The organism is Polynucleobacter sp. AP-RePozz3-80-G7 (assembly GCF_018882145.1).
Taxonomy (GTDB): domain Bacteria; phylum Pseudomonadota; class Gammaproteobacteria; order Burkholderiales; family Burkholderiaceae; genus Polynucleobacter.
Window position 1 is genome coordinate 320,647 of record NZ_JACVPC010000001.1, and the last position, 20,498, is coordinate 341,144.

General features: G+C 46.1%; 18 protein-coding genes and 1 pseudogene. 13 read left to right on the top strand and 6 right to left on the bottom strand.

Translation table 11 applies throughout. From position 1 onward, the window contains the following. Nucleotides 1-64 precede the first annotated feature (64 nt). Nucleotides 65-790 carry a cytochrome c gene (locus ICE90_RS01800; RefSeq protein WP_216190688.1) on the top strand — a complete coding sequence of 242 codons (726 nt, stop codon included), beginning with the start codon at nt 65-67 and terminating at the stop codon, nt 788-790. 98 nt (nt 791-888) lie between these two features. Here the strand turns inward: ICE90_RS01800 and lysA are convergent, their stop codons facing one another. Together lysA and ICE90_RS10865 are read right to left on the bottom strand one after the other, a co-directional pair. Next, the gene (gene lysA / locus ICE90_RS01805) at nt 889-2,187 is read right to left on the bottom strand and encodes a diaminopimelate decarboxylase (RefSeq protein ID WP_216190689.1); all 1,299 of its coding nucleotides are present in this window, start codon (nt 2,185-2,187) and stop codon (nt 889-891) included. After that, nucleotides 2,187-2,378 (bottom strand): lipoprotein, encoded by a 192-nt coding sequence (locus ICE90_RS10865; RefSeq protein ID WP_223146583.1) that lies wholly within the window; start codon nt 2,376-2,378, stop codon nt 2,187-2,189. Before ICE90_RS10865 ends, lysA begins: the two co-directional genes overlap by 1 nt. A gap of 2 nt (nt 2,379-2,380) precedes the next feature. Here ICE90_RS10865 and cyaY point away from each other — a divergent pair, with 2 nt between their 5' ends. Continuing rightward, complete coding sequence (gene cyaY / locus ICE90_RS01810; protein WP_255533264.1) at nt 2,381-2,803, top strand: iron donor protein CyaY; 423 nt, start codon at nt 2,381-2,383, stop codon at nt 2,801-2,803. Here cyaY and aroB read toward each other — a convergent pair. Genes aroB through ICE90_RS01830 form a run of 4 tightly spaced genes read right to left on the bottom strand, consistent with a single transcriptional unit; the run spans nt 2,800 to nt 6,282 of the window. Beyond that, nucleotides 2,800-3,882 (bottom strand): 3-dehydroquinate synthase, encoded by a 1,083-nt coding sequence (aroB, locus tag ICE90_RS01815; protein ID WP_251368557.1) that lies wholly within the window; start codon nt 3,880-3,882, stop codon nt 2,800-2,802. The genes cyaY and aroB overlap by 4 nt on opposite strands. Before the next feature lie 16 nt (nt 3,883-3,898). Continuing rightward, on the bottom strand, nt 3,899-4,423 hold the full coding sequence (locus tag ICE90_RS01820) for a shikimate kinase (protein WP_215321288.1): 525 nt from the start codon (nt 4,421-4,423) through the stop codon (nt 3,899-3,901). Nucleotides 4,424-4,435: 12 nt separating this feature from the next. Next, nucleotides 4,436-5,557, bottom strand: a complete 1,122-nt coding sequence (locus ICE90_RS01825) for a secretin and TonB N-terminal domain-containing protein (protein ID WP_255533265.1) — start codon at nt 5,555-5,557, stop codon at nt 4,436-4,438. Then, entirely contained in the window at nt 5,554-6,282 is a 729-nt protein-coding gene (locus tag ICE90_RS01830) for a hypothetical protein (RefSeq protein ID WP_216190690.1), read from the bottom strand. The genes ICE90_RS01825 and ICE90_RS01830 overlap by 4 nt, the downstream gene beginning before the upstream one ends. Before the next feature lie 105 nt (nt 6,283-6,387). Between ICE90_RS01830 and ICE90_RS01835 the strand changes: the two genes are divergently transcribed. The 11 genes and pseudogenes from ICE90_RS01835 to ICE90_RS01885 form a co-directional block, all read left to right on the top strand. After that, the gene (locus ICE90_RS01835; RefSeq protein ID WP_216190691.1) at nt 6,388-8,724 is read left to right on the top strand and encodes a penicillin-binding protein 1A; all 2,337 of its coding nucleotides are present in this window, start codon (nt 6,388-6,390) and stop codon (nt 8,722-8,724) included. Between the two features lie 12 nt (nt 8,725-8,736). Continuing rightward, nucleotides 8,737-9,441, top strand: a complete 705-nt coding sequence (locus tag ICE90_RS01840) for a transposase (protein WP_215321291.1) — start codon at nt 8,737-8,739, stop codon at nt 9,439-9,441. Nucleotides 9,442-9,635: 194 nt separating this feature from the next. After that, nucleotides 9,636-14,381 carry a glutamate synthase-related protein gene (locus ICE90_RS01845; protein WP_215321292.1) on the top strand — a complete coding sequence of 1,582 codons (4,746 nt, stop codon included), beginning with the start codon at nt 9,636-9,638 and terminating at the stop codon, nt 14,379-14,381. Nucleotides 14,382-14,428: 47 nt separating this feature from the next. Further along, complete coding sequence (locus tag ICE90_RS01850; RefSeq protein ID WP_215321293.1) at nt 14,429-15,892, top strand: glutamate synthase subunit beta; 1,464 nt, start codon at nt 14,429-14,431, stop codon at nt 15,890-15,892. A 10-nt stretch (nt 15,893-15,902) separates the two neighbouring features. Further along, complete coding sequence (locus tag ICE90_RS01855; RefSeq protein WP_215321294.1) at nt 15,903-16,757, top strand: ABC transporter ATP-binding protein; 855 nt, start codon at nt 15,903-15,905, stop codon at nt 16,755-16,757. Further along, entirely contained in the window at nt 16,754-17,542 is a 789-nt protein-coding gene (mlaE, locus tag ICE90_RS01860; RefSeq protein ID WP_215321295.1) for a lipid asymmetry maintenance ABC transporter permease subunit MlaE, read from the top strand. Before ICE90_RS01855 ends, mlaE begins: the two co-directional genes overlap by 4 nt. 21 nt (nt 17,543-17,563) lie before the next feature. Next, nucleotides 17,564-18,046 carry an outer membrane lipid asymmetry maintenance protein MlaD gene (gene mlaD, locus ICE90_RS01865; RefSeq protein ID WP_215321296.1) on the top strand — a complete coding sequence of 161 codons (483 nt, stop codon included), beginning with the start codon at nt 17,564-17,566 and terminating at the stop codon, nt 18,044-18,046. Continuing rightward, the gene (locus ICE90_RS01870) at nt 18,046-18,795 is read left to right on the top strand and encodes a VacJ family lipoprotein (protein ID WP_215322234.1); all 750 of its coding nucleotides are present in this window, start codon (nt 18,046-18,048) and stop codon (nt 18,793-18,795) included. Before mlaD ends, ICE90_RS01870 begins: the two co-directional genes overlap by 1 nt. A gap of 53 nt (nt 18,796-18,848) precedes the next feature. Next, nucleotides 18,849-19,490, top strand: a complete 642-nt coding sequence (locus ICE90_RS01875) for a phospholipid-binding protein MlaC (RefSeq protein ID WP_215321297.1) — start codon at nt 18,849-18,851, stop codon at nt 19,488-19,490. Between the two features lie 3 nt (nt 19,491-19,493). Continuing rightward, nucleotides 19,494-19,766: a lipid asymmetry maintenance protein MlaB gene (locus ICE90_RS01880; protein ID WP_255533266.1), complete on the top strand. Its 273-nt coding sequence runs from the start codon at nt 19,494-19,496 to the stop codon at nt 19,764-19,766. Beyond that, a pseudogene (locus ICE90_RS01885) lies at nt 19,766-20,455 on the top strand (ABC transporter ATP-binding protein); the annotation flags it as partial. The gene ICE90_RS01880 and the pseudogene ICE90_RS01885, both read left to right, overlap by 1 nt. Nucleotides 20,456-20,498: the final 43 nt, after the last annotated feature.

Consider the following 20,498-nt stretch of genomic DNA (forward strand, 5'->3'; position numbering starts at 1 on the left):
TTGGGTAAAAAGTTGTAAATGCAGGGCCCAAACACTTTTAGGAATTTTTGCCAAGGTAAACATAATGCGTCAAACCTCTCAAATCTCCAAATTAACTGGCTTACGGGCTGGTTTTGCGGTTCTCTCCATTTTCGCTCTGATCGGCGTATCTGGTGCAGTTTTTGCTGCCGATGCTGCTCCTATGGCAGCCGCTCCAGAAGCTAAAGCAGAAGTTCCAGGTAAACCTAAGGTTGATCCAGCCGCGGGTGAAGCACTGTATTCAAATGGTGATGCAACTCGTGGCGTAACCGCCTGTATCACTTGCCATGGCCCTAAAGGTCAAAGTGCGATTGGTACATGGCCAAAGCTTTCCGCACAGCATGCTGCATACCTTACAAAGCAGTTGAAAAACTTTAAAGAAGGCACTCGCGCAAATCCAATCATGATGGGTATGGCCGCCACTTTGACTCAAGAAGACATGCAAAATATTTCAGCTTTTTTATCTAAGCAGCCTATCTCCCAGGGTGTTGCTCAAGATAAAGAAACAATCGCATTAGGCCAAAGTATTTATCGTGGTGGTATTGCAGCAAAAGGCGTTCCAGCTTGTGCTGCCTGCCACAGCCCAACAGGCGCTGGTATTCCTGCTCAGTACCCACTCCTTGGCGGTCAATGGGCTGAATACAATAATGCCCAGTTGCTAGCGTTCCGTGAAGGCGTGCGCACCAACAGTAGTCAAATGACAACGATTGCTTCAAAGCTTTCGGATAAAGAAATGAAAGCGGTAGCTGATTACATCGCAGGCTTGCATTAATTAGCTAAAGCCTTAAAACAAAACCCCGCTACTTCAGCGGGGTTTTTTATTGACTAAAACTTTTGCAAAGTGTTTAAATGTGCTCCAATTACTGATTGTTAACTTGGTAAAACTGTTTCAGAAGAAAACAAGTCAGTAGTTTTTTCGCGAGTGCGAATAACGTAAGCATTTTTTCCATCAACCATAATCTCCGCAGGTTTAGGGCGCGTGTTGTAGTTGGATGCCATTACAAAACCATAAGCGCCAGCAGACAGAATGGCTAGAAGATCGCCTTCCTCTACCGCAAGATGACGATCCCTTCCCAGCCAGTCGCCAGATTCGCAAACAGGACCAACGATGTCATAGGTCAATGCTTTTGCTGCCTTCTTTTGTACGGGCACTATTCCATGATGTGCTTCATATAGGGCAGGTCGCATCAGTTCAGTCATTGCAGCATCAACAATGCAGAAGTTCTTCTCAGCACCGGGCTTTAAATACTCTACAGTTGTTAGTAGCACGCCAGCATTGCCTACTAATGACCTGCCTGGCTCAAGCACAACGTCAAGGTGACCAAAACCACGCTCAGCCACTCGATTCAATAAGGTGTTCGTAAATTCAGTAATGTCTGGCGGGGTTTCATCACTATAAGAAATACCAAGACCACCACCGAGATCAAGATGGTGAATCACAATACCCTCTTTTTTCAGTTGCACGACAAGATCTAACACTTTATCTAACGCATCTAAGTAAGGGGCGGTGGTCGTGATTTGAGAGCCAATGTGACAATCAATTCCAACTACATCTATTTGAGAAAGTTGCGATGCTTCACGATAGGTTTTTAAAACCTCGTGATATGCGATGCCAAATTTATTGCCCTTAAGCCCAGTGGAAATATAAGGATGGGTTTGCGCATCTACATCAGGATTAACGCGTAAGGAAATCGGGGCGCGGCAATTGAGTTCAGTGGCTACGCGATTAATCTTATGCAGTTCAGCAATCGATTCAACATTAATACATTTGACGCCAGCTTTGAGGGCTGTAGTGATTTCAGCAGCAGATTTACCTACACCTGCAAATACTAGGCTCTTTGGATCTGCGTCAATTGCTAATGCACGAGCTAACTCACCGCCACTCACTAAATCAAATCCAGCACCCAGTTTTTTAAAGCAATCAATCACCGCTAAATTGCTGTTTGCCTTCATGGCATAGTGCACGCGGGCACGACGTTTGCCATTGCTATCAACGCATGCCTTGTCGTAGGCTTGGTAAGCTTCAGTCAATGCTTTTTTGCTGTAGATGTACAGCGGCGTACCAAATTCTTTTGCTAAGTCTGCGAGTGGAATTTCTTCGGCATTCCAGTTGCCATCGCGTTCAGTAAACCCGGATAACTTAGGAAGGGGGATTGCTTTGCTTTTCATTACTTGGCCGATGAAGAATTGCTTGGGCTAGCAGGGGTTTGAGGTGGGTATAGCTTGCCTTTAGGTTCCGGCTCTGTAGGAGCTGACGGAACTGGTGGCACATTTGGCATAAATAGCGGTCCTCTTACCCCACACCCAACAAGGGATATTAGAAGGCTAAGGCAGAGGGTTCTATTAAGAATCGCTATCATGAATGTCTCTAAAACGAATGATTGAATATAGCATGCAGGACTCCGGTATGAATCCAAACGATCCAGGCGTAGAAACCATCGATGACAAGCAGTTTTACCAGCTGGGAAGCAATTTATTGCATTCCATAGAGGTGGCGTTGGAGACTGCTGATGAAGCATTAGATCTCGACTTGGATATTGAGCGCCAAGGTGGGAACGTTATTAATATTCGTTTTAAGGATAAAAGTGTCATTGTGATTAATACTCAACCACCTTTGCATGAGATTTGGGTCGCTGCCAAATCGGGTGGATATCACTATCGCTGGGCTGGCACTATGGCACAACCTTTGTGGCTTGATACCAAAACAGGAAAAGAGCTGTTAAGCGATTTGACTGGGTTTACGAGCGCTCAGGCTGGTCAAGCAGTTAATATGAGCTTGATTTAAGCTGCGCCAGTAGCACTTAAAGTTTCAATCACTTGGGCATCAGCTACGCTTTTAATCTGGGCTTTACCAATCTTTTCTAAAACAACATAACGGATTTGACCGCCCTCGGTTTTTTTATCAACCTGCATAAGTTCCATATAACGCCCTACACCAAACTTTGGCGGCGTAGTTGGTAAATTCATAGATTGGATGATTTTGGTGAGACGCTGGAAATCTGCGTCGCTAATGTAGTTGAGTCGACGTGACAGATCCGCACCCATCACCATGCCACATCCGACTGCTTCACCATGTAGCCATTCGCCGTAGCCCATACCCGCTTCAATTGCGTGACCAAAGGTATGACCAAAATTGAGGGTTGCACGAATACCGCCCTCTCTTTCATCTGCGGAAACTACTGCAGATTTAATTTCACAGGAACGTAAGACGGCATGACCCATTGCTTCTGTGTCGCAGGCTAGCAGCGGTGAGGCATTAGATTCAATCCAATTTAAGAACTCGGCATCTGCAATAGCGCCATGCTTCACAACTTCAGCAAGCCCAGCAGATAGCTCTCTCGGGGGTAGAGTCTTTAAGGTATTGAGATCGGCAATCACAGCGGCCGGCTGATGAAAGGCGCCAATCATATTTTTACCTAGCGGATGATTGATGCCCGTTTTACCGCCAACGGAAGAGTCTACCTGTGCAAGCAAGGTAGTGGGTACTTGGATAAAGCGAATGCCGCGCATAAAGCTAGCCGCAGCAAATCCAGTCATATCGCCTATAACGCCACCACCCAGGGCAACCAACATGGTGTGGCGATCAGCGCCAAACTTTAAAAGATCATCAAAAATCAACTGAAGATTTTTCCAGTCTTTGTATGACTCGCCATCAGGTAGAACAATTGTCCTAACAGGCTTCCCAAAGGTGCTCAGCGTCTTAGTTAGGCGCTCAGCATAGAGCGGGGCAACCGTAGTGTTACTAACAATGTAAATAGAGGTTGCTTTTTCACAGGCCTTAAATAAGCTTGCTTGATCAATCAGATCTTTGCCAATATAAATCGGGTAACTGCGATTGCCAAGATCAACTTCAAGTGTTTTCATCATAGTGCCAATATATTTAAGCGGAAAGTTCAAGCTGCATGATTAAGGTATTGACCAGCTGATTAACGCTAGGCTTGCCAGTCTCAATCACATGGTCAGCGATTTCACGATACAGAGGATCGCGAACGGCATATAAGTTTTCTAAAATCTTTTTGGCATCCCCATTTTTTAATAAGGGGCGACCCTCGCCACCTTTGGTGCGATGCCAAAGTTCAATTGGGTTTGCGTGAAGATAAATCACGGTGCCACCCTCACTTAATGCCTGCCGATTTTCTGGTGAGAGAACAGCGCCACCGCCGGTTGCCAAAATAATATCTTGCTCGGCAGTGATTTCACGGATGGCTTGAGCTTCTCTTTTGCGAAATCCTTCTTCGCCTTCCATTTCAAAAATGACGGGGATTTTTACGCCACAGCGCTCTTCAATCACATGGTCGGCATCTAGAAAGCGGCGCCCTAATTTTTTGGCCAAGACCTTACCAACGGTCGACTTCCCAGCGCCCATGAGGCCGATTAGAAAGATATTGTTTGTCGAGGAGTTCACCCTCCGATTTTATTAGGGTTTGTCGAGAACAGTCGGAGTTAAAAAGACAAGTAGCTCTGTTTTATCTTGTAATTTGGATTTATGGCGAAAAAAATGACCAATGAGGGGTATATCGCCTAAGAGCGGGATTTTGACTTCGTCTTCCCGTTCAGTGGTTTGGAAAATGCCACCAATGATGGCTGTCCCGCCATTTTCAACGGTGACCTCTGAACTCAGGCTTTTGGTGTCAATGGCATATCCCTGTTCTGTTTTCATGCCTACCGTGTCCTTATTAATGCCCACTAGCATTGATATCTTTCCATCTGGATGGATTTTTGGCAAAACCTCTAGGCGAAGGTTTGCCTTTCTAAATTGCAATTTACTGCCATTTTGATTCGAGGTTTGGTAGGGTAGTTCTGTACCTTGCTCAATGGTTGCCTTCACTTGGTCGCCAGTCATGATGCGTGGGTTAGAAAGAATCTTTCCCTGACCTTCAGACTCAAGCGCAGAAAGTTCTGCCTGCAGAATGCGGCTCCCATTTCTGGAGACTAAGGTTGCGGCTATAGTTGCTGGATTAAAACCACTCAAACCAGCGCCACCCAGATCCATGCTGCCAATCAATTTTTGATCTGTTTTATCTCCGATACCATTAGCTTGATATCCCAGCTTAACCCCTAGCTCACGGGCAAAGCGTTCATCAGCCTCAACTATTCGGGCTTCTATGAGGATTTGCCTGGGACTATTCATGTGGTCTCCACCAAACGGAAGGGCGGCGTCTTCACGCCGGAATTTCTGAAAGGCTTGGATTTCTGCGTGAGGCCCAATCCAGTAGATTTCTCCGTTGCGCACCAGTCGTAAACCGCGGCTCGCCAGAATAGAGTGAAGGGCTGTTTGCCAAGGGGTATTTCTAAGGTCTATCGAGATCTTCCCTTTAATGGATTCGCTTAATAAAAAATTGGTATTACCCAATTTCGCCATAGTTTCTAAAAGTTCAGTTAATTCAATATCGGTAAATTGCAGGCTAATAGGGATCAGGAAATGATTTTGTGAGGGCGCATTACCCATTGCTGTATTGCTGGATAAAAGCATCAATACAGCTAACCAAGAGGTGAGCAGTTTGAAGTATTTCTGGGGGTTATTTAGGCTGAGCTTCATTCGCTTTTTGAAGCCTTCAGAACCAGAGATTTGCCCTGGGCATGGGTCAGGGTCACAAGTCCTTTTTCGATAGAGCTTAGGTGCCATTCCCCTAAAACCTGCGCCCCCCTCTCAAAGACAAGATGGCTTTTCCCTGTATGAAAATAGGCTTGCTGGGTGTTGCCCATTTGGGATGTGCCAAGGTACTGCCAGCGGCGTAGCTCGGACTCATGGGTTGGTGCTTGCGGCCTGTTCAGAGTCCTTGTTTCAGGCTTTCTTTCCTTTAATAAGTCAATACTTACTTCTATTTCATATATTGCTAGATATAGCTCATCTTGATCATTGTTAATTTGATCACGCATTAATAGCATCTCTTTTTTCAATTCCAAAAGCTGTTGTTGGGGTCTCTCCAAGGCATCTTGGGATTGCTTATTCAGTGAGGTGTAGGCCACAAAAAATGCAATAGCTGCTGCCAGCAAGACGCCAATCAAGGCGATTGGAAGCGCAATTCCTTGTAGTGAATTGCGGATCTGAATAGGATTTAAGGACTCCGTAAAGGGATTACTTCTGCCTTGGTTTGGAGCTCTATGCGGTGTGCTTTGATGGGGAGGGGGCTTGCGTATTCCATGGGGGTCGGGGATGGCTGGGTCATCGCCGAGATCACTCAGAATTTCATCAAAAGATTGGCTGGAAATATGGCGTGCTGGCATACCCATATTCTTCTGTTTTGGGTGCCGAAAATCCATCAGCCTAGATTGAACCCACCGTCAGAAATCAGATCTTATCTATAAGCAAAACAAGAATTTTGGAGGTTTTAGGGGAATTGTCTAAGCGCCCTATAATTTGGACATATGGCCTTACCTCCAAAAGACAAGCCGCCGCTGAATCAGCGTCCCATTCGTCCATCCGATAGACGTCCTCGGAATTCACGAGTAGAGCCTGGCTTGCCAAGGAATTCATCAGGCAGTCCTTTAATAAAGGCTTTACTCATTGTTGCCGCTGTAGGCGCGATAGCCCTATCACTGGCCCTTGGCTATGCTTTTTTAATTGCCAAGCCGAATTTGCCAAAAATTTCCGCTTTAACTGATTACAACCCAAAAACACCTCTGCGGATTTACACCGCAGATAAGGTATTGATTGGTGAGTTTGGTGAAGAGCGTCGTAAAGTCATCCCGCTAAATGAAATTCCGATGGCAATGCGAAACGCCGTTATTGCTACAGAGGACGATCGTTTCTATTCCCATGGCGGGGTTGACTACGTTGGGGTTCTTAGAGCGGGGGTTGCCAATCTCCGCGGACATTTAGCTCAGGGCGCCTCGACCATCACAATGCAGGTGGCAAGAAATTTCTTCTTAAGTAACGAGAAGACATTTAGCCGCAAGATTTACGAAATTCTTTTGGCATGGGAGATTGAATCTCAACTGACTAAAGACAAGATTTTAGAAATCTATATGAACCAAATTTTCTTGGGTCAAAGAGCTTTTGGTTTCTCAAGCGCAGCGCAAATTTACTTTGGTATTGAATTGAAGGACATTAGCATTGCTCAAGCCGCAATGCTGGCTGGCCTGCCTAAGGCGCCTTCGGCTTATAACCCAGTGACCAACTACCGCCGTGCCAAGATTCGTCAAGAGTACATTCTTCAGCGCATGCGCGATCTGGGTTACATCACACCAGAGGAATACCAAAAAGCGATGATTGAAGAATTACATATTCGCGGCTTGGGTAATGAGTTTGCGGTTCGTGCTGACTTCCCCGCTGAAATGGTTCGTCAATTACTCTTCACGCAGTATGGAGAGGCAATCTATTCACAAGGGATCGACGTCTACACGACTATCTTAAAAGCCGATCAAGATGCCGCTTATAAAGCAGTCCGACGTGGAATTTTTGAATACGATTTACGGCATGCTTATCGTGGCCCAGAGGGTTTTATCGATCTTCCCGAAGACTCTGTGAAGCGCCAGCGCGCGATTGACGAGGCATTACTTGCTTATCCGCAGTTGGATGATTTGCAGTCTGGGATTGTGCTCGACGTTAAACCGAAAGAAATGCAAGTCATGATTTCGACTGGTGACACCATCACTATTAAAGGTGAGGGTATGAAATTGGCGGCTGCTTCTATTACTGATAGCACTCAGCCCAAAAAACGCTTGCGCCCTGGCGCTATAGTGCGACTTCTTTCAGATGGAGGGGTTTGGAAATTGGCCCAGCTGCCACAAGTTGAGGCTGCCTTTGTGTCCATGAATGCAGAGACCGGCGCAATTCTATCTTTAGTGGGCGGCTTTGATTTCCGTCGTAACCAATTTAATCACGTGACGCAAGCTTTACGTCAGCCTGGTTCCTCATTTAAACCATTTATCTATGCCGCCGCCATTGAAAAAGGCTTTACCCCAAGTACGATGGTGAACGATGCACCTTTATCTATTGGTGGCATGGAGACTGGCAGTCAGGCTTGGGAGCCAAAAAACTACGATGGCAAATATGATGGCATGATGCGCCTGCGCAATGCCTTGGCAAAATCAAAGAACTTAGTGTCGGTTCGCATTATTCGCGCCATCGGCCCTTCTTATGCGCAAGAATATATTCAGCGTTTTGGCTTTGAGCCAGAAAAGCACCCCCCTTACTTAACAATGGCTTTGGGCGCGGGTTCTGTAACCCCGTTGCAGATGGCCTCTGCTTATAGTGTATTTGCCAATGGGGGCTATCGTGTGGATCCATTCTTGATTGACAAGATGGTGGACTCTAAAGGCACCGTCATGTTCGAAGCAAAGCCTACGCATGCGGGTGAAGATGCGCCTCGTGTATTAGATGCGCGCACTGCATTTGTAATGGATAGCATGCTGCAAGAAGTAACCAAGACGGGTACCGCAGCCTCAGCGCGTGGTAAGTTGGGACGAAGCGACATTGCAGGTAAAACAGGCACAACGAATGATTCGCATGATGCCTGGTTTGCTGGCTATAACCCTAAAGTAGTTGCGATTGCATGGATTGGCTTTGATAAGCCTGCGAGTTTGGGCGATCGAGAGACTGGTGGCGGACTTGCTTTGCCAATGTGGATTTCTTATATGGCGACTGCATTAAAGGATAGCCCTCAGATCTCTCGCGAAGTGCCAAGCGGCGTAACGCAAGTTGATGGCGACTGGTTTATCCCGGACTTTGCTACCAATGGCGGTGTGCGCGAACTGCAATAGTTCGTTTTCAACATGGCACGGCAAGCGCGCACAGTAATACCAGGCCAAGCAATGCATGTGATGGTCCGCGGCAATAATCGTGAAAATATTTTCTTTGCCGATGAAGATCGGCGCACTTATTTAGAGTGGCTGCGTGAAGCTGCTAGGCAGTTTGGTTGTGCCGTGCATGCGTTTGCTTTAATGCCTAACCATGTGCATTTGCTCATGACTCCCCAAAGCGAAGATTCGCTTGCGAAAACAATGCAGTCTCTTGGTCGCCGTTATGCCCAATATTTCAATCAACAGCATCGCCGCTCGGGAACCATTTGGGAGGGGCGATATCGCTCATCTTTGATTGACCCGGATTATTTTTTACGCTGCCAGCGTTATATAGAGCTCAACCCGGTCAGGGCTGGATATGAATCCAATCCCCAAAGCTCTACATGGACGAGTTTTGCAACCCACATTGGTGGCAATGCAGAGCCTTGGTTGGTAGACCATCAGCATTTTTGGAAGTTGGGTAACACCCCTTTTGAGAGGCAGATGAGCTGGTCAAACTTTGTAAAAGAGGGTGCGCCTCACTGGGAAGACCGCCAAATCACAGAATCTCTATTGCGATCCAAGCCTTGGGTCAGTGATATTTATGCCAAAAAGCTCTTTAAAGATACTCCGGAGCTTGCATTAATTCGCCATCGTGGGCGCCCTAGAAAAATTCACTCTTTAAATTCAATCACTTAGTTGATTAATGCTTTCCCTATATTTCCAATAGGGTATTGAGTATTTCGACTCTGTCCCCATATATAGAATTCATATTGGTGCGACATCTAAATAAATGGGACAGACTCATTTTATTTCTATTGCATCGGTGTGGGTATTCACCTATATTGGATCCTCCAAAAGTAATTAGGCCTTTGTCGCCCCTCGGAAATACTATGACTACAAAATTAAATACAGATCTTCGCCCTATCGCTCAAGGTTTATATGACCCTAGAAATGAGCATGACGCTTGCGGCGTAGGATTCGTTGCACATATCAAAGGTAAGAAATCTCATGAGATCGTTTCTCAGGGTTTACAGATCCTTGAGAACTTAGATCACCGGGGAGCGGTTGGTGCCGATCCTTTAATGGGTGATGGCGCTGGTATCTTGATTCAGATCCCAGATACTTTGTATCGCGAAGAAATGGCAAAGCAAGGCGTGACTTTGCCACCATTAGGTGAGTATGGCGTTGGCATGATTTTCTTGCCGAAAGAGCATGCTTCCCGTTTGGCCTGCGAACAAGAGCTAGAGCGCACTGTGCGCTTAGAGGGGCAAGTTGTTTTGGGCTGGAGAGATGTTCCGGTAGATGTGAAATTGCCGATGTCTCCAACAGTACAAATGACAGAGCCATTTATCCGTCAAATTTTTATTGGTCGTGGCCGCGACATCATGACAACCGATGCGCTCGAGCGTAAGTTGTATGTGATTCGTAAAACAGCAAGTCATGCAATTCAAGATTTGCATTTGAAGCATGGCAAAGAATATTTCGTTGCATCAATGTCCGCTAGAACCATTGTTTACAAGGGTTTGCTGTTAGCGAATCAAGTCGGTGCTTATTACCAAGACTTGCAAGACAAGCGCACTGTATCCGCGCTTGCTTTAGTGCATCAACGTTTCTCCACTAATACTTTCCCCGCATGGGAATTAGCGCATCCATATCGCATGATTGCGCACAACGGTGAGATCAACACTGTTAAAGGTAACGTCAATTGGGTTAATGCACGTGAGGGCGCTATTAGCTCCCCAGTTCTTGGCGATGATTTGCAAAAACTCTGGCCGTTGATTTATCCAGGTCAGTCAGATACTGCGTGCTTTGATAACTGCTTAGAGTTGCTGGTGATGTCTGGCTACCCTTTAGCCCAGGCCATGATGATGATGATTCCTGAAGCATGGGAACAGCATGCGTTGATGGATGACAATCGTCGTGCCTTCTACGAATATCACGCAGCAATGATGGAGCCATGGGATGGACCTGCGGCGATGGCATTTACTGATGGTCGTCAAATTGGCGCAACCTTGGACCGAAATGGTTTGCGTCCAGCACGTTATTACGTAACCGACGATGACTTGGTCATCATGGGTTCTGAAGCGGGCGTATTGCCAATTCCTGAAAGTAAGATCGTTCAAAAATGGCGTTTGCAGCCAGGCAAGATGTTCATGATCGACATGGAGCAAGGTCGCATTATTGATGACGTTGAGCTCAAGAATGCCGTTTCTAAAGCCAAGCCATATAAGAGCTGGATCGACGCAGTTCGTGTGAAGTTGGATGAAGTTGATGCCAGCAAAGCAGATTTGATTGACGAGAAAACGACTATTCGTCCAGCAGCTAAATTATTAGACCGTCAACAGGCATTTGGTTATACGCAAGAGGACATCAAATTCTTGATGGCACCAATGGCCATGAATGGTGAAGAGGCTATTGGTTCAATGGGTAATGACAGTCCATTGGCTGTTCTGTCTAATAAGGACAAGCCTCTCTATAACTACTTCAAGCAATTATTTGCGCAGGTGACCAATCCTCCAATCGACTCGATTCGCGAGAATATGGTGATGTCTTTAGTTTCTTTCATTGGGCCAAAGCCTAATTTATTAGATACCAATAACATCAACCCTCCAATGCGTTTAGAAGTTAGTCAGCCCATTTTGGATTTTGATGACATCACCAAGATTCGCCACATTGGTCACTACACCAATGGCAAATTCCGCTCTTACGAATTGGATATTTGCTATCCAGCTTCATGGGGTAAAGCGGGCATTGAAGCTCGCTTGGCATCCTTGTGCGCTGAGGCTGCAGATGCCGTACGTTCTGGCTACAACATTTTGATCGTGAGCGATCGTCAGGTTGATGAGAAGCATGTCGCCATTCCGGCTTTGTTGGCAACATCTGCTATCCATCAGCATTTGGTGCAAAAAGGTTTGCGTACCAGCGTCGGCTTAGTGGTTGAAACTGGCAGCGCCCGTGAGACTCATCACTTTGCGCTCTTGGCTGGCTATGGCGCAGAAGCCATTCATCCATACCTCGCCATGGAAACTTTAGCGGAAATGGCTAAAGGATTGTCTGGAGATTTATCTGCTGAAAAAGCAGTGAAGAACTTTGTAAAAGCTGTAGGTAAGGGTCTGCAAAAGGTCATGTCCAAAATGGGCATCTCTACTTACATGTCCTACACCGGTTCACAGATTTTTGAAGCGATTGGTTTAAATCACGACATCATCGATCAATACTTCAAGGGTACTCCATCAAATGTTGGTGGTATCGGCGTATTTGAAGTGGCTGAAGAAGCTTTACGTATGCACACAGCTGCATTTGGTAACGATCCAGTTTTAACTAATATGCTCGATGCTGGTGGTGAATATGCTTTCCGTATTCGTGGTGAGAATCATATGTGGACTCCAGACACGATTGCGAAGTTGCAGCACTCCACTCGTATTGGTGCTGAGAAGGGCTATCAGACTTATAAAGAGTACGCCAACATCATTAACGATCAAACCAAGCGTCAAATGACTCTGCGTGGTTTGTTTGAATTCAAGCTCGATCCAGCAAAAGCGATTCCATTGGATGAAGTGGAATCTGCAAAAGAAATCGTTAAGCGTTTTGCAACGGGCGCGATGTCTTTGGGCTCGATCTCTACAGAAGCCCATGCTACTTTGGCGATTGCTATGAACCGTATCGGTGGCAAGTCCAATACGGGTGAGGGTGGTGAAGATCCAAATCGTTATGTGAACGAGCTTAAAGGTATCCCAATCAAAAAAGGCGAGACTTTAGCCAGCATCTTGGGTAGCGATGTAGTTGAGGCTAATATTCCATTGTTGGACGGCGACTCATTGCGCTCCAAGATTAAGCAAGTTGCTTCTGGTCGTTTTGGTGTGACTACTGAGTACTTACGTTCTGCCGATCAGATTCAGATCAAGATGGCCCAAGGTGCTAAGCCTGGTGAAGGCGGTCAGTTGCCTGGAGGAAAAGTATCTGATTACATCGGTAAGTTGCGCTTCTCTGTGCCGGGTGTTGGTTTGATTTCTCCTCCTCCGCACCATGATATTTACTCAATTGAAGATATCGCTCAGTTGATCCATGACTTGAAGAACGTTAATCCAAAGGCTGACGTTTCTGTGAAGTTGGTATCTGAAGTGGGTGTTGGAACTATTGCTGCTGGTGTGGCAAAAGCGAAAGCAGACCACGTTGTGATCGCTGGTCATGATGGCGGAACTGGCGCATCTCCGCTGTCTTCAATCAAGCACGCTGGCTCTCCATGGGAACTCGGCTTAGCTGAAACACAACAAACATTGGTTCTCAATGGTTTGCGCAGCCGTATTCGTGTTCAGGCTGATGGTCAGATGAAAACAGGCCGTGACGTAGTGATTGGCGCTTTGTTAGGTGCAGACGAGTTTGGTTTTGCGACAGCGCCATTGGTGGTTGAGGGTTGCATCATGATGCGTAAGTGTCATTTGAATACTTGTCCAGTTGGTGTTGCTACTCAAGACCCGGAATTGCGTAAAAAATTCTCAGGCAAGCCTGAGCATGTGGTGAACTTCTTTTTCTTTATTGCTGAAGAAGCTCGCGAGATCATGGCGCAGCTCGGTATTCGCAAGTTTGATGACTTAATTGGTCGTGTTGATTTGTTGGATACCCGTAAGGGCATTGAAAACTGGAAAGTGCACGGCTTGGATTTCAGCAAGATATTTGCTGAACCACAAGTAGCAAGCGAAGTTCCACGTTACCAAGTATTAACTCAAGATCACGGCCTAGCTAGTGCGCTTGATAACATCTTGATCGAGAAGAGTGAGCCTGCATTAGAGCGTGGCGAGAAGGTTTCCTTCATTGTTCCGGTGAAGAACGTGAATCGTACTGTAGGCGCAATGCTCTCTGGAGAAGTTGCCCAGCGTTATGGTCACGCAGGCTTGCCGGATGACACGATACACATTCAATTAAATGGCACGGCTGGTCAAAGCTTTGCAGCCTTCTTGTCACGGGGAATCACATTAGACTTAGTTGGCGACGGTAATGACTATGTTGGCAAAGGTTTGTCAGGTGGACGTGTGATTGTTCGTGCTCCTCATGAGTTCCGTGGCGATACCGCTAAGAACATCATCGTTGGTAATACTGTTCTCTACGGCGCAATTGCTGGTGAAGCCTTCTTTAATGGCGTAGCTGGTGAGCGTTTCGCAGTTCGTAACTCTGGTGCTACAACGGTTGTTGAGGGTACTGGCGACCATGGTTGTGAATACATGACGGGTGGAACAGTAGTTGTATTGGGCGCAACAGGGCGTAACTTTGCTGCAGGTATGAGCGGTGGTATTGCTTATGTTTACGACGAGGATGGATTGTTCGATAAGCGTTGCAATACCAGCATGGCAACACTAGAAAAAGTGCTGCCTTCTGCAGAGCAAATTGCCAAGATGCCGAAGTCTGAATGGCATGCCCCTATCGATGTGAAAGATGGCGGCGAGCGTTTGACGGACGAGCAAATTTTGAAGGGCTTGATCGAGCGTCATTTCCGTCACACTGGCTCTGAGCGCGCTAAGGCAATCTTGGCTGATTGGGAAAATACCCGCAGTCGCTTTGTGAAGGTTCTCCCAACTGAGTACAAGCGTGCTCTAGGTGAATTGTGGGAAAAAGCTCAGAACAAAACCGTTGCGGCATAAGCCACTTAATTAATAAAGACATTAAGAAAAGATACTAAGGATTCGATATGGGTAAGGTCACTGGATTTATGGAGTTTGAGCGCGTCGGTGAGACGTACGAAGCGCCGGTTAAACGCCTCCATCATTACAAAGAGTTTGTGGCAGCACTAACTGATGAAGAAGCGAAGATTCAAGGCGCACGTTGTATGGATTGTGGTATCCCGTTTTGTAATAACGGCTGCCCAGTTAACAACATCATTCCCGACTTCAATGACTTGGTATTTCAGAATGATTGGAAGAATGCATTAGATGTTTTGCAATCAACCAATAACTTCCCAGAATTTACTGGTCGCATTTGCCCAGCTCCTTGCGAAGCTGCTTGTACCTTAGGGATCAATAGCACTGCAGTCGGTATCAAGTCTATTGAGCATGCCATTATTGATAAAGGTTGGGAAAGTGGTTGGGTTAAGCCGCAACCTTCCAAAACGAAGACTGGTAAAAAAATCGCAGTAGTTGGTGGTGGCCCAGCGGGTATGGCGGCTGCACAGCAATTGGCTCGCGTTGGTCATGACGTCACTGTATTTGAAAAGAATGATCGTGTTGGCGGCTTACTGCGTTACGGTATTCCTGATTTCAAGATGGAAAAGTGGTTGATTGATCGTCGTGTTGAGCAGATGCAAGCTGAAGGCGTTAAATTTGAGACGGGTGTTTTCGTTGGTAAAGAGGCGATTGGCGCCGAAGTAAAAAATTACTCCAATAAGACAGTTTCTCCTGAGCAATTGATGAAAGACTTTGATGCGGTAGTGATCACCGGTGGTGCAGAGCAGCCACGTGATTTGCCGGTTCCAGGTCGTGAGTTGGCTGGCGTGCACTATGCGTTGGAATTTTTGATTCCGCAAAACAAAGAAAATGCTGGTGATTTCAAAAATGAAATTCGTGCAACTGATAAGCATGTAGTTGTTATTGGCGGTGGTGATACAGGTTCAGATTGCGTTGGAACATCAAACCGTCACGGCGCAACCAAGATTACTCAGTTTGAATTGCTCCCTCAACCCCCAGAAGTTGAGAACACCCCTTTAGTTTGGCCATATTGGCCAACAAAATTACGCACATCCTCTTCACATGAAGAAGGTTGTGATCGTGACTGGTCTGTTGGAACCAAGCGTTTTGAAGGCAAAAACGGCAAAGTTGAGAAACTGATTGGCGTTCGTCTGGAGTGGAAAGACGGCAAAATGGCTGAAGTGCCAAACTCAGAATTCGAAATTAAGGCAGATTTAGTGCTTTTGGCTATGGGTTTTGTGTCCCCAGTTCAGCAGGTATTGAGCGCGTTTGGCGTTGAGAAAGATGCTCGCGGTAATGCAAAAGCAACCGTAGATGGTCAAAATGCCTACCAAACGAACGTTCCTAAGGTATTTGCTGCTGGCGATATGCGTCGTGGACAGTCTTTGGTGGTTTGGGCAATTCGTGAGGGTCGTCAATGCGCCCAAGCAGTAGACCAGTATTTAATGGGGTCATCTGTTTTGCCCCGATAATATCGAGGATATGAACAGTGGCCAGCCAAATTCTTTGGATGTAAGCAAGCAAGCTGCAGGTGAAGTTGTCGTCGCTATTAAAGACGTCAACTTTTCCTATGCTCTAGGTGAACGTCAGATTTTGTCTGGACTCAATATGGAGTTCCGACGCGGCCAGGTAGTGGCTGTAATGGGCGGCTCCGGATGCGGCAAGACCACCATTCTTCGATTGATCGGCGGGCAATTTAATGCTCAATCAGGTCAAGTTTTATTTGAAGGTCAAGACATTGGCAAGATGAATGGTCCCGAGTTGATGGCTGCCCGTCGTCGCATGGGAATGCTTTTTCAGTTCGGAGCATTGTTCACTGACCTGAGTGTTTTTGAAAACGTTGCTTTTCCTCTTCGTGAACATACAGATCTCAGTGAAGAGCTATTGCACTCCTTAGTGCTTATGAAATTGAATGCAGTTGGCTTGCGCAGCGCAAGAGACTTAATGCCTTCGCAAATTTCTGGTGGCATGGCAAGACGTGTTGCCCTCGCTAGAGCCATTGCTTTAGATCCACCCCTCATCATGTACGACGAGCCATTTGCTGGCCTGGATCCCATCTCTCTTGGCATCACAGCACGCTTAATTCGTGATCTGAATAACGCCCTAGGAGCCACGAGTTTATTGGTTACGCACGATGTTGAAGAGACTTTTGCAATAGCTGATTATGTATATTTCATTGCGAATGGCCGTATTGGTGCTGAAGGAACTCCTAAGGAATTAAGTCGCTCAGCAGATCCTTTTGTTAGACAATTTTTAGATGCAGCGCCAGATGGCCCTGTACCTTTTCATTACCCAGGAAAAAGCTTAGAAGAAGATTTTGGAATGAGCACCTCATGACCACGCTTCTGAATCTGTTTGGCGACCTTGGATTTTTTGTGCGTCGCAACTTAAGTAGTCTGGGTTTAGCTGCTCGTATGTTTGCGGCAGTGATCGCACGCTCAGGATTCTTGCTCAAAAGACCACGTTTAGTGATTGATCAAATTTTGTTTGTTGGCAATCATTCTTTTGTGATCATTGCAGTCTCAGGATTGTTTGTTGGATTCGTCCTGGGTTTGCAGGGTTACTACACCTTAAATCGTTATGGCTCAGAGCAAGCACTTGGCCTATTGGTTGCCCTCTCTTTAACTCGTGAGTTGGGTCCTGTCATTACCGCCTTATTGTTTGCCGGTAGAGCCGGCACTTCTTTAACTGCGGAGATTGGCCTCATGAAGGCTGGTGAACAATTGACTGCTATGGAAATGATGGCAGTGGACCCTTTGGGGCGCGTGATTGCGCCGCGACTTTGGGCCGGCATTATTTCTATGCCAATCTTGGCAACTATTTTTACAGCAGTCGGCGTTCTCGGGGGTTACCTTGTGGGCGTTCCTTTGATTGGAGTCGACTCAGGCGCCTTCTGGTCACAGATGCAAGGCGGAGTGGACCTGTTTTCGGATATTGGCAATGGCTTAATTAAAAGCATGGTGTTTGGTGTAGCGGTCACTTTTATTGCTCTTTATCAGGGCTATGAATCCAAGCCCACGCCTGAAGGCGTTTCGCAAGCCACTACTCGTACGGTGGTGATCTCTTCTTTATCGGTTTTAGCATTGGATTTCTTGCTAACCGCGATGATGTTCTCAAATTAGAAAGAATAAACTAGGGCTCTTATGAGAAAAAGTGCAATTGATGTCTGGGTAGGAATCTTTGTTGCTATTGGTTTGCTGGCTGCTCTATTTCTCGCACTGAAGGTTGGCAATATGAATGCAGTGTCGTTTGCGCCAACATACAAAATTTCTGCACGCTTTGACAATATCGGCGGCCTCAAACCTCGCGCACCAGTGAAAAGTGCAGGCGTGGTGGTTGGCAGAATTGCTAATATTTCCTTCGATGACAAAACTTATCAAGCAACGGTGGTGATGACCATTGAAGACTCCTATAAGTTTCCAAAGGATTCATCCGCTAAGATTTTGACATCCGGCTTATTGGGTGAGCAATACATTGGTCTTGAGGCGGGCGGATCAGATGATATGTTGACCAATGGCGAAAAGATTGCGCAGACACAATCAGCCATTGTTTTAGAAAATTTGATCAGCCAGTTCCTTTACAATAAAGCAGCAGATAGCGGCCAAGAAAAGGGCGCAGCAAAGTGATGTTGCTTTTTATGCGCAAAGTCAAGATGGTAATCTTGCTTGGTTTGATGGCCTCTTTGGTTGGCTGCGCATCCATTCCTGCTGGCGTAGAGCGCTCTCCCCAGGATCCTTGGGAGCCATTCAATCGCTCAGTTTTTGAATTTAACGAAGGCTTAGATGCTTATGTCCTTAAGCCGGTAGTTACAGGCTATCGCTTTGTATTGCCTGAATTTGTACGCGATGGAATATATAACTTCTTTAGCAACTACAACGATATTTATACTGCTCTGTATAACTTGCTGCAAGGTAAGCCGGACTATGCCTTTAATGACCTCATGCGCGTGGTGGTCAACACAACAATGGGATTGGGTGGATTCTTGGATCTAGCTACTCCTGGAGGTCTTGAGAAGCACAAAGAAGATTGGGGTCAAACCTTAGGTGTTTGGGGTGTGCCCTCAGGCCCTTATGTAGTTCTTCCGTTCTTTGGCCCAAGTAATGTGCGAGATACTTTTGGCACAGTAGCCGATTTAGAGTCGGACTATCTATTTAAGTATGTGAAGGATGTGGGTCTGCGAAATAGTATTACTGGTTTGCGTGTAGTGAACGCACGTAATACCTATTACGAGGCCGGTGATTTATTGGATGGCGCTGCAATTGATAAGTACAGCTTCTTACGAGATGCTTATATCCAAAGACGTGCCTATCAGATTAACGAGGGCAAAGATGAGGAGGAGCCTAGCATGCCTCCTTACGAGAACGGATATCAGTAAGTCTGAGCGGCTTAATCAACTCGCATTGATGTACAGATAATGAAATGGAACCTATGAAAATTCAAAAAATACTTACTCAATATTTAGCGACAAGTTTGTTTTTGGTTTCTGGTGCTCTTTTTGCACAGGCTCCTGATCAAACAACTCCGCCGGATGTCTTAATTAAAATAGTTGTCACTGAGGTGATGACAACAGTGAAGGCTGATCCCGATATTCAAAAAGGCAATATCCCCAAGATTGTGGAGTTGGTCGAGAAGAAAATTGTTCCATATACCGACATGCGTCGCACTACAGAAATGGCGATGGGCCCTAACTGGAAAAAGGCAACGACCGAGCAACAGGCTCAACTGACTTCCGAGTTTAAGAATCTGCTCATTCGCACTTACTCAGGCGCTTTGAGCCAGCTACGTGACCAAACTGTGCAATTTAAGGCTTTGCGTGCCGCGCCTGACGATAGAGAAGTAGTTGTTAAAACTGTAGTGCTTGGTCGTGGCGATCCAGTACCTTTGGATTACCGCCTTGAAAAAACAGCTAATGGTTGGAAGGTCTACGACATGAACATCATGGGCGTTTGGTTGGTTGAGGCTTATCGCAATCAGTTTTCTAATCAGATCAGTCAAAACGGCATTGAAGGCTTGGTGAAGTTTTTGCAAGACCGCAATAAGCAATTAGCCACTGCTAAACCAGCCAATTAATTGATGAGTACAAACATCATGCCCTTTCTTTTGCCTAAAAAAGTGACGCAAGAAAATGCATTGCAGTTACAAAAAGAAGGCTTGTTAAATAGTCCAAATTTACGCTCGATTGATTGCTCCGAATTGAAAGATTTTGATTCGACAGTGTTAACTGTTTTGTTGGCATGGCAGAAAAAGCTCTTGGTCAGTGGCCAATCTATTTCAGTTGAGCATGCGCCTGAAAAGTTAAAAGTCCTCGCTGGTGTTTACGGCGTAAATGTATTGCTAGGTTTGTAATGACGATACATCCTGCAATTTCCATCCAAAATATATCTAAGCAATACGGAGCACTTCAGGCTTTAGATGATGTTTCATTGAGCATTGAGCCAGGGGAATTCTTCGGTTTATTGGGGCCCAATGGTGCTGGCAAAACTACCTTGATTTCTATTTTGGCTGGTCTAGTGAGGCCTAGCCATGGTCATGCCGCCATCATGGGCGCAGATGTTCAGAAGGGGTTTCGTGAGGCACGCCGGATGTTAGGTGTAGTTCCTCAAGAGTTAGTCTTTGACCCCTTTTTTACTGTTCGTGAAACTTTACGTTTTCAATCCGGTTATTTTGGGATTAAAAATAACGATGCGTGGATTGATGAGATTATGGCTAATCTTGACCTCACCTCCAAAGCAGATAGCAATATGCGTTCTTTGTCTGGCGGAATGAAGCGTCGAGTACTTGTAGCTCAGGCTTTAGTTCATAGACCGCCGGTCATTATTTTGGATGAGCCGACTGCTGGGGTGGATGTTGAGTTACGTCAATCCTTATGGCAATTTATTAGCCGGTTGAATCAAGACGGCCATACGATTGTTCTGACCACCCACTATTTGGAAGAGGCTGAAGCTTTGTGTCAACGCATTGCCATGCTCAAACAAGGCAAGATTGTGGCTCTAGATACCACTGCTAATTTATTAAGTCGTTACGGATCTGTCAAAAAAGATGGTGAAGGTAAAACGGACTTAGAAGAAGTCTTCGTTA